Annotated in this window: 6 protein-coding genes; 5 read left to right on the forward strand and 1 reads right to left on the reverse strand. The window is 65.9% G+C overall.

Annotation, left to right across the window (positions count from 1 at the left end):
* Positions 1-25: 25 nt before the first annotated feature.
* On the forward strand, positions 26-556 hold the full coding sequence (locus tag ACP7DE_RS05320) for a GNAT family N-acetyltransferase (RefSeq protein WP_426071094.1): 531 nt from the start codon (positions 26-28) through the stop codon (positions 554-556).
* A gap of 41 nt (positions 557-597) precedes the next feature.
* Here ACP7DE_RS05320 and ACP7DE_RS05325 read toward each other — a convergent pair whose 3' ends face one another.
* Entirely contained in the window at positions 598-1,788 is a 1,191-nt protein-coding gene (locus ACP7DE_RS05325; protein WP_426071095.1) for a low temperature requirement protein A, read from the reverse strand.
* Between the two features lie 166 nt (positions 1,789-1,954).
* On the opposite strand from ACP7DE_RS05325, the gene ACP7DE_RS05330 reads away from it, so the two are divergent.
* From ACP7DE_RS05330 to ACP7DE_RS05345, 4 genes are all read left to right on the forward strand, one after another.
* Complete coding sequence (locus tag ACP7DE_RS05330) at positions 1,955-2,413, forward strand: hypothetical protein (protein ID WP_426071096.1); 459 nt, start codon at positions 1,955-1,957, stop codon at positions 2,411-2,413.
* A gap of 458 nt (positions 2,414-2,871) precedes the next feature.
* Positions 2,872-3,249: a hypothetical protein gene (locus ACP7DE_RS05335; RefSeq protein ID WP_426071097.1), complete on the forward strand. Its 378-nt coding sequence runs from the start codon at positions 2,872-2,874 to the stop codon at positions 3,247-3,249.
* A 182-nt stretch (positions 3,250-3,431) separates the two neighbouring features.
* Entirely contained in the window at positions 3,432-7,097 is a 3,666-nt protein-coding gene (locus ACP7DE_RS05340) for a hypothetical protein (RefSeq protein ID WP_426071098.1), read from the forward strand.
* A complete protein-coding gene (locus tag ACP7DE_RS05345; RefSeq protein ID WP_426071099.1) occupies positions 7,094-8,593 on the forward strand; it encodes a hypothetical protein in 1,500 nt (499 codons plus the stop codon). The genes ACP7DE_RS05340 and ACP7DE_RS05345 overlap by 4 nt, the downstream gene beginning before the upstream one ends.
* Positions 8,594-8,608: the final 15 nt, after the last annotated feature.

Genomic DNA, 8,608 nt, shown 5'->3' on the forward strand with positions numbered 1-8,608 from the left:
GTAGACGCTTGGCAAGGAGAGCAACATGCAGATACGCGAGGCCCGGCTGGGCGACATCGAAGGAATCACGGCCATCTACAACGATGCCGTCAGCCATACCCTGGCCATCTGGAATGAACGCACGGTCGATGCGGCCAACCGCACCGCCTGGCTGGCCGACCGCCAGCGGGCCGGCTATCCGGTGCTGGTCGCCATCGATGCGCAGCAGAATGTGTCCGGCTACGCCTCGTTCGGCGACTGGCGTCCGTTCGAGGGTTTTCGGCATACGGTCGAGCATTCCGTGTATGTGCGCGCCGATAGCCGTGGCGCCGGCGTCGGCAAGGCATTGATGGGGGAATTGATCGTGCGCGCGCGCGGCCTGGGCAAGCACGTGATGGTGGCGGGCATCGAAGCGGGCAATGCCGGTTCGATCGCCCTGCACAAACAGCTGGGCTTCGAGGAAGTGGGCTTGCTGCGCCAAGTGGGCACCAAGTTCGGCGCCTGGCTGGACCTGGCGTTTTTGCAACTGCAGCTCGATACGCGCAGCGATCCGGACGGCATCACGCCGCCCGGATAAGGTCACGCAGGCATCAGGGATCGGGCATCAGAGGTCGGGCATCAGAGATCAATATCCGGCGGCGGGCGGCGCAGCGCCATATGTTCCCACACAGCCACCAGAACCAGCACGCAGCTGGTGATGCACGCCAGGGTCAAAGGCGAATACAGGCGACCGTAGGCCATCGGGATCAGCGCCAGGATGATCAAGATGCCCAGCAGATGCGACAGCGGCGGCGTGGCGCGGTCGTTGCTGACCCATTTGAATAGCGCATTGCCCAGCAGATACAGGATCGGGCCGCCCAGCAAGGCGCTGATGCCGGCGAAGCTCGCCTCGTCCGGATGCACGAGGGCCAGTTCATCGGCCACGGCGCTGACGATCACCCCGCCCACGATCAGCACGTGGATATACGTGTAAGCCTTGCGCGCGATGCGGCCCGGGTCCTTCGAATGAGCGATGCGGTGGTGGCCCGCTTCGGCGCCCGTGTCAAAGTAAATCCACCACATGGCGATGCTGCCGACCAGCGCCGACAGGAAACCCAGCCAGTTGCCGGGGGTCCACTCCAGCCCCGCGAAGGTGGCACCCGTCACCAGCAAGGATTCACCGAGGGCGATGATGACGAACAGGCCGCAGCGTTCGGCCATATGGCCGCCATCGACATCCCAGTCCGCCGTCGAGGAACGGCCCAGGCCCGGCATGCCAAACTGCATCCATGGGCCGGCCAGGTCGATCAGCAGGGCCGCGCCCCACCAGAAGATGCGCTGCTCGGGCGACGCAATGCCGCCGGCGATCCAGAAGATGCCGGACAACACGGCCCACAAGGCAATGCGCTGGAAATTGCGGCGCCGCGCCAGCGCTTCATGGCGCACGGCCCACCAGGCAAACAGGGGCCGGCCCACCTGCATGGCCACATACGCGCCCGCAAAGCCCAGGCCGCGCGTGCCGAACGCTTCCGGTATCGAGGCCGACATGATCAAGCCGCCCAGCATCAGGGCAAACAGGCTGATGCGCACGGGAATGCGCTCGGGGTCGAGCCAGTTGGTGATCCACGACGTAAAAATCCACACCCACCAGACGGCCATCAGCAGCAAACCCGTCTGCAACCAACCGATGGCGCTCAGGTGCGCCAGCAAGCCGTGCGACAGTTGCGTGACGGCAAACACGAACACCAGGTCGAAGAACAGCTCGATCATGCCCACCTTGCCGCTGTCCTGCCCGCCGCGCGTGCGCAGCAGGGAGATGCGATTATTCATTTTTTTCCTTGCATAAATACCGGACCGGCGCCCACGGCGGCGGCCAAAACGGCATGATGATAGCAGATGGGGATGGCGGCCATGGCGATGCTGCGGTTGGCATGCGTTTGCTCTTCCGGCCGAAAGTCGCTACGATGGGCCGCATGCGCGGGACACCACCTCCACCATGTATCAGCTGAATTGGCGCGCCCCCTGGCTGGCTGCCGTGCTGCTGCTATCGCTCGGTGGCGACGCCCCGGCGCTGGCGCGCCAGCTGGCCGAACCGGCCCCCGCGTGCCGGGCGCCGCAAACCATGGCGCTGACGGTCAACAGCGATGCCATCGCCACGGCCAGCAATGATATCAATGACAACACCCTGGTGGCGCTGCGCGCCAACGGCACCGCGTACTGGACGGTTTTATTGTCGACAGCGAATATCTTGCTGCAGCTGGGCGCCGACCGCGGCGATACCATCGTGACATTCCAGAAAGGGCTGACCCTGCGTTTCCAGGCGCTCGGTCCGCAGCAATATCAAATCCTCATCGATGGCCCCATCCTCGATGACGGCACGCAGTACACGCTGACTGGCAAGGTGGTAGCCGTTTTTGAACGCTGTCCGGTCCTGCCCGCGCCGGCCGCGCAATAAAGCCGCGCATGCCATCTATTTAAGTCAATAAACCGTTTATATTCAATTGCATCCCCTATCCGGCTTGCCTGCCGCCGCGAAAATGGCCGGCGGCGCATTCCCGCACCGCGTCCGGATGCCGTGCCATTCCTGTCTTTGCGACAATTCGAGAGAATCGCGCAAAAAAATAGGCATAGAATCGCTATTTGTGACGCGCAAGAGCCGGCATGGTTATATTCCGAATAGCCGGAAACCAGTTTTGAATAAGTAAATAAAAAAAATATTAATCAATTCCGGATTGATTAATATCAAATGTCTTGTCTTTATTTGAAATTGCGTATTGTCCTGCCATATTTTTATGGCATGGTTGCAAAGCCGTTGCAATACCGTTTTTCACCGACTTACCCAACTGCCCTGGACCTCTCGGCCACGGGGCGCCCACCGCAAGTGCAGGCCGATATCACCTCATGGAGAATGTCATGTCTAACTTACCTCGCGTCGAAGTCACCAACCATACGCTGGCCGCCGGCCAAAGCGTCACCACCAACACCACACCGAACAGCATCGCGCTGTCCATAGCCAGCAGCGACAGCAACAACCAGACCGGCATCGCCTTCCAGTTCCAGGGCCGCACCACGTACTGGAATCCTAGCGTCAGCACCGGTTTCACCACGGCCAAGCTGGCAAGCGACACGGGCAATGGCGTCGTCACGTGGAAAGCCGGCCTGACGGTCACCTACTCGCCGCAAAGCACAGGGCTGTATAACGTGCTGCTCTCCGGCGACATCGTCGACGGCGGCACAGTGTATGGCTACACGGGCTTCGTGCTGGCCACCTTTACCTCCAACTCGCAGTAAGCGGCGGTTCCGCGCCCGCCTGCGGGCGGGCGCCCTGGATGGCCGCCCGCCACAGCATCCAGGCAGCCAGCCTGGCCATCCGACGCCCTTTCCGGGCCTACCCTTTATAAACGATTGTGATGCCACGCGGCGCGCCATGCCGCCGCATCGCAGCCCGAGTCGCGTCTTGAGTGGAGGTTGTCATGGGTTTCAGCTTCGTCGCCACCGATCCCGCCAGCAAGGTCAGCCTATATGAATCGCCGCCGCAGGCGGAGCATGCCTGGGCCGGCTACCTGCTGCCGCCCGTCGCGCCGCCGGCCACGCCCCCGGACAGCATCAGCTATGCCGACAGCCTGTCGCCGCAGCGCATGGGCGGCTACGTGTTTGCCAGCGCCCGTCCGGCGGCGCTGGACGCGGCGCCCGGCCCCTTCATCGCCGCCCTCGCCGCCTATATCGACCGGCAGTCGTCGGCGCCGGGACTGAACCTGAACGCCCTGCTGTGGCTGCGCGACGCCGATGCAGCGCCGGCCGATCCCTTCAAGAACTATGGCTGCAGCTACAGCTATAACCCGCTGACCAAGGGCTTTGCCACCAGCACCAATGTAAATTTCCTGCTGGGACAGGACCTGCTGTTCAACGTGCTGTCCGGCGTCGGCCTGTCCATCGACGCCGCCAGCGGCAGTCTGCGGCTGTCCGCGCCGCTGGCTACGCCGCCGGCGCTGGCCTTCCAGCGCAACGCCAGCGATATCGGCATACGCGTCACGGGCAGCGGCAACACGATCCGCACGTTCGTGCCGCTGGCGGGCGCGAATGCGGGCTGCCTGACGTTTACGGCCACCGTCAACCCTGCCGTCACCTTCGGCCCCGGCGGCCTGGCCGTCGGCTTCCCCTTGAGCGCGCGCGACACGGCCAGCGGCCAGCTGCAGCAGCTGTTCTACCCGGCGCTGAGCGCGCCCGCCGCGCTGCCGGCCAACCTGGCCTGGGTGGGCACGGTCGACCCGCTCGATCCCTACAATCAGAAGCTGTCCGCCAAGGCCAGGCTGGAAGGCGTATTGCGCTGCGGCTTGCTGCCGACCGGCCAGCCCGCCTTGCCGTCCACCTACCGCACGGCGCTGGGCCATGCGACGGCCTTGCTGCCGCTGGGCGCCGCCAACGGACAGCCGCCCGAGGTCGGCCTGCAGTCTGGCGCCCTGGCCTTTGGCTGCGCCGCGCGGTCCCCCTCTCAGCCCGCGACCAGCAAGGCCCTGCTGACGCCGGCCGGGCGCTTCGGCCTGAGCGCCAGCGGCCAGGCTGCCGGGACGCAGACAAACTTGTTATGCGGCATCTTCGGCTCGGAACAGCTGAGCATCACTACCTATGATGGCGCCGCGCCGGAGAATGACAGCCTGCTGTTCGTGCCCGCCTCGCCCGCCTACGCTTCCGTCTTCCCGTTCCAGGCCGCGACCCTGGACTTGCCCGATTCCGGTAACGTGGCCACGCCGCTGACGGCCGACTACCTCAGTTGCTGGGCCAGCGTGCTCAAGGGCGGCGCGGCCATGCCGCAATACCATGCAGAGCCGGCGGGCAGTCCTATGTACGGCCTGCCGCCGGCCGCCCGGGCGGCCGCCTTGCTGCGCGCCGTGGCCGCCGATACCGTGCTCGCCTCGACCCCGCCCGCGCTGCCCGTGCCGCAGGGCGCCGCGCACGCCTTTCCCCTGCTACCGTATGGCGGCGCCGTCAGCGGCCGCCCGCTGGATATCAGCGCCTCCCTGCTGTCTAGCTTTGAAAGCAGCATCGTGGCCGCCACGCGCAAGGCCGTCATTTCCAGCGGCGCCAGCGCCACCTGGCAGGCGCGCGCGGCCGCCAGCCGCCGCGTGCGCGGGCTGGCCGCCGACGAGGCGGTGGCGGAAACGCCGCACTACCGCACCACGCCGCAGGGAGCCGTCGCCACCGTGTCCAGCCAGGAGCAGGACCAGGACGCCTTCCTGTCGGTGACCCTGGGCCAGACCCTGGGCGGCGGCCAGGTCTTGCCGTTCGGCTTCCGCTTCCCGGATGCTACCTTGCAGGATGCCTTGCAGACCAACCAGCTGTTCCTGGTGGCCGTCAACGCTGCTCACCTGTCGGACGGCGGCGCGCGCTTCGACAATACCGTGGGCATCGCGGGCTGGACCATGCAAGCGCAGGTGGGCGTCGGCGTGATGCCCACGTCCTACCGCAACGTGATGCTGCTCAAGTATTGCAGCGGCAGTGTCAGGGAACGCGTCGCCAATCCGAACGCCTGGTCGGGCGCGCCCGATTTTTCGCTGGCCGCCGACGCCGGCCCCAGCGTCCAGGGCATCGCCTACACGGGGCTGTCGCAGTGGCTGCAGGATGTCATCGAAGCGGCCGAGGTGCTGGCGGCGGACAAGCCCGAATCGCCGTACCGACATTTCCTGGAACTGGTCAGCGATCCCGCCTGGACAGGCGTGCTGGTGCTGCAGGCGGACCTGGATCCGTCCAGTCTGCCGACTGGCTTGCAGGGCATCGCGGCCGGCCTCGACCTGACGCGCTTCGTCGCCCACCATTTCGGCTTCACGGCCAGCCGCGTGACCGTGCATGGCGACGGCAGCATCACCCTCGACGGCAATTCCAGCACCTTCGGCCTGGTCGACTACCAGGACCCGGCCTTCGCCGCGGGCCAGCGCAACGGCTTGCCGCCCGATACGCCCATCGCCCTGCCCGACACCGACAACTATGCGTTCCGCGTGCTGCAATTGCAGGTGCTGTTCGACAATGCCGTCATCAAGACCTTCAAGAGCTACGTGCAGCTGGCCGTCAACGGCCTGCTCGGCTCGCGCGTGACGGCCACCACCTTCGGCGGCAATGCGATGCCGAACAACGGCGTGGTACTCGACGGCAGCTATATTGACCAGAATGGCACCGGCATCTACATCTTCGAGCAAGCCACGCCGTCGATATTCAGCCTCGACAGCAACCTGCTGCGCCACGTGGCTTTCCAGCGCATCCAGTTCAACTGCCTGGGCACCACCGATGCGGGCGCGACCGTGCTGAACCGTTTTTCCGTCTGGGGTACGCTGGACTTCGCCAGCCTGGACGATCGCACGGGCGCCGCACTGGACCTGCTGTCGTTCGGCGCGCTGGCGCCGGACCTGCCGCCGGACGGCGAAGGCCTGGCCTTTTCCAACCTGGTGATCGACATGCGCTATCCGCAGACGACGCCGTCTGCCGTGCGCTTCGACGAGGTGACGGCCAACCTGGCATACGACCTCGACGCCAGCCAGGCCAGGCCGGACAGCCTGTTCAAAGGCTTCGGCCTGGAACTGTCGGGCTTTATCGCCGCCGCCGACGGGCAAAAGCCGGCCGATTTCGGCTTCCTGCCGGTCAGCACGGCGCTTAACCTGGGCACGCTCGACGGGCCCTGGCACGGCGTCGTGTACGACGTCACCATGGGCGGGCCGGGCGCGCTCGTCTCGGCTGCCGGCTTCCATTCGACCCTGCTGCTGGCCTGGTCGCCCGCCAGCACCGCCGGCGACGACGAGCAAGCCGTCTTCGTTGGTCTGTCGCTGCCCGGTGCGGCACCGGGCGCCAAGATGATCAGCCTGCAAGGCATCTTCAAGCTGGCCATCGACAATATCGGCCTGATGCGGCAAAAAGTGCCCGACGGCGACTCCTACTATTATTGCCTGCGGCTCGACAATATCGCCATCAAGTTCCTCGGCATTGCCAAGCTGCCGGCCGACGCGAACATCCAGTTCTTCCTGTTTGGCGACCCGAAGAATACGGGCAGCCTGGGCTGGTATGCCGCGTACATCGCCGATGCGCCCGCCCGGCAGGAGCCGGAACTGGCCGCGCTGCCATTGCCTGCCATTTCATTGGGGAGCGCAGCATGACCAACGTCGTGTACTGGAATATCGAGAACTTCGGCATCAACAAGGTCAACAATCCGAGCCGCAAGCGGCCCCGCTATGGCGAAGGCGGTCGCTGCGGCGGTAATCTGCCGGCCGTGGCTGCGCTGCAGCGCCGCAACCACATCCTGACCATCCTGCGCGCAACGCAGCCCGATATTTTCGTCCTGATCGAAGTGGCGGCCAGCGCGGCCGGCGCCGGCGACCTGGCGCCCGCCACGGGCGGCCTGCAGGGTGCGATCTTCCTGCTGCAGCAGTTGCGCAACGACGCCACCGACCCCAACCGCGATGCTTGGCGCATGGTGCCGCCGCTGAAAGTGGGCACGGGCGGGCGCACGGAATCGGTCGCCGTGCTGTACCGCGGCATATCGGGCACGGCTGGCACGCCCACGGAAGTGCGGCGCTATTTCACGGGGCCGAACGTGTGGACGGGCGGCGGCGTGTCGGCTGTGGCAGCTGGCGCCGTGCCCGCCGCCTACCCGGCCGGGGGCGCCGGCGCGCCCAACGTCCAGGATTTGCTCAACCCGCAAGGCCAGCCGGCGCGCAACATCCCGGCCGGCGCCCAGTACAACGGCGGCCTGGCCGAGGGCATGGCGGCGGCGCGCATCGCCTTTGCGCCCGCGCCGCCGCCAGCCGTGCCGCCCGTCGCTGGCGGTCTGGTCAATTTCAACGGCTTGCGCCAGCCCTTCATGGTCAGTTTCGTGGAAACCAACCAGGCCAACGTCATCACGCGCAACCTGACCCTGTTTGCCGTGCATGCGCCGCCCAACCACGGCGGCGCCACCAATTTTATCAATATCCTGCTGCGTGGCGTGCTCGACGTGGCGGCGGCGCCTGCCGCCGCGCCGCACAATGAAATCAAGTTGATCTGCGGCGACTTTAACCTGAACGCCATCTACGCGCAGCCGCCCGGGGCGGGCGGGCGGACCACGGCCTACGACCAGTTGCGCGCGATCAACTACATGCCGCTGCTGAACCCGCCGCTTGCCATGCCGGTGGCACCGAACCTGACGCTGGACGCGTATCAGGGCTACCTGGCCACGCATATCCGCCCCAAGCGCACCAAGCAGCAGCTGACGCAGCAATCGCGCTTCCTGTGGTCCGACAATACGGCCGGCGGCGCGCTGCTGGCGGCGCCGTATCCGGGCTATAACTATATCGGCAGTGATATGGTGAGCAACTTTTTCTCGATCGACAATATGCTCGTCAACCCGCTGGTGCCGGCGAATAATTACCAGTTCACGGTGATGAATCCCGTGTCGGGCACGCCATTCACGGGGGCGGGCGCCATGCCCCCTGACGTGCCCATCGGCACGCGCCCGCTGCCCGCGCAATTTACGAACTTGCCTGCCGGCATGGCCTGGCCGCAATCGCCGGCGGCTGTGTATGCCGTAGGCGAGGCGCGCACGCTGAACGGCTGGGCCAATTACGGCTACCTGCGCAGCACCAGCGACCATCTGGCGCTGTTTGCCGTGCTGTAGACAGAGCGTCCGGGC

This window comes from Janthinobacterium sp. DSP2-3-3, from assembly GCF_049897325.1.
GTDB lineage: Bacteria > Pseudomonadota > Gammaproteobacteria > Burkholderiales > Burkholderiaceae_D > Janthinobacterium.

Bases quoted from the DNA above. Each gene is read 5' to 3' on its own strand.
- ACP7DE_RS05320 (WP_426071094.1), top strand. From the start codon at position 26: ATGCAGATACGCGAGGCCCGGCTGGGCGACATCGAAGGAATCACGGCC.
- ACP7DE_RS05325 (WP_426071095.1), bottom strand. From the start codon at position 1,788: ATGAATAATCGCATCTCCCTGCTGCGCACGCGCGGCGGGCAGGACAGC.
- ACP7DE_RS05330 (WP_426071096.1), top strand. From the start codon at position 1,955: ATGTATCAGCTGAATTGGCGCGCCCCCTGGCTGGCTGCCGTGCTGCTG.
- ACP7DE_RS05335 (WP_426071097.1), top strand. From the start codon at position 2,872: ATGTCTAACTTACCTCGCGTCGAAGTCACCAACCATACGCTGGCCGCC.
- ACP7DE_RS05340 (WP_426071098.1), top strand. From the start codon at position 3,432: ATGGGTTTCAGCTTCGTCGCCACCGATCCCGCCAGCAAGGTCAGCCTA.
- ACP7DE_RS05345 (WP_426071099.1), top strand. From the start codon at position 7,094: ATGACCAACGTCGTGTACTGGAATATCGAGAACTTCGGCATCAACAAG.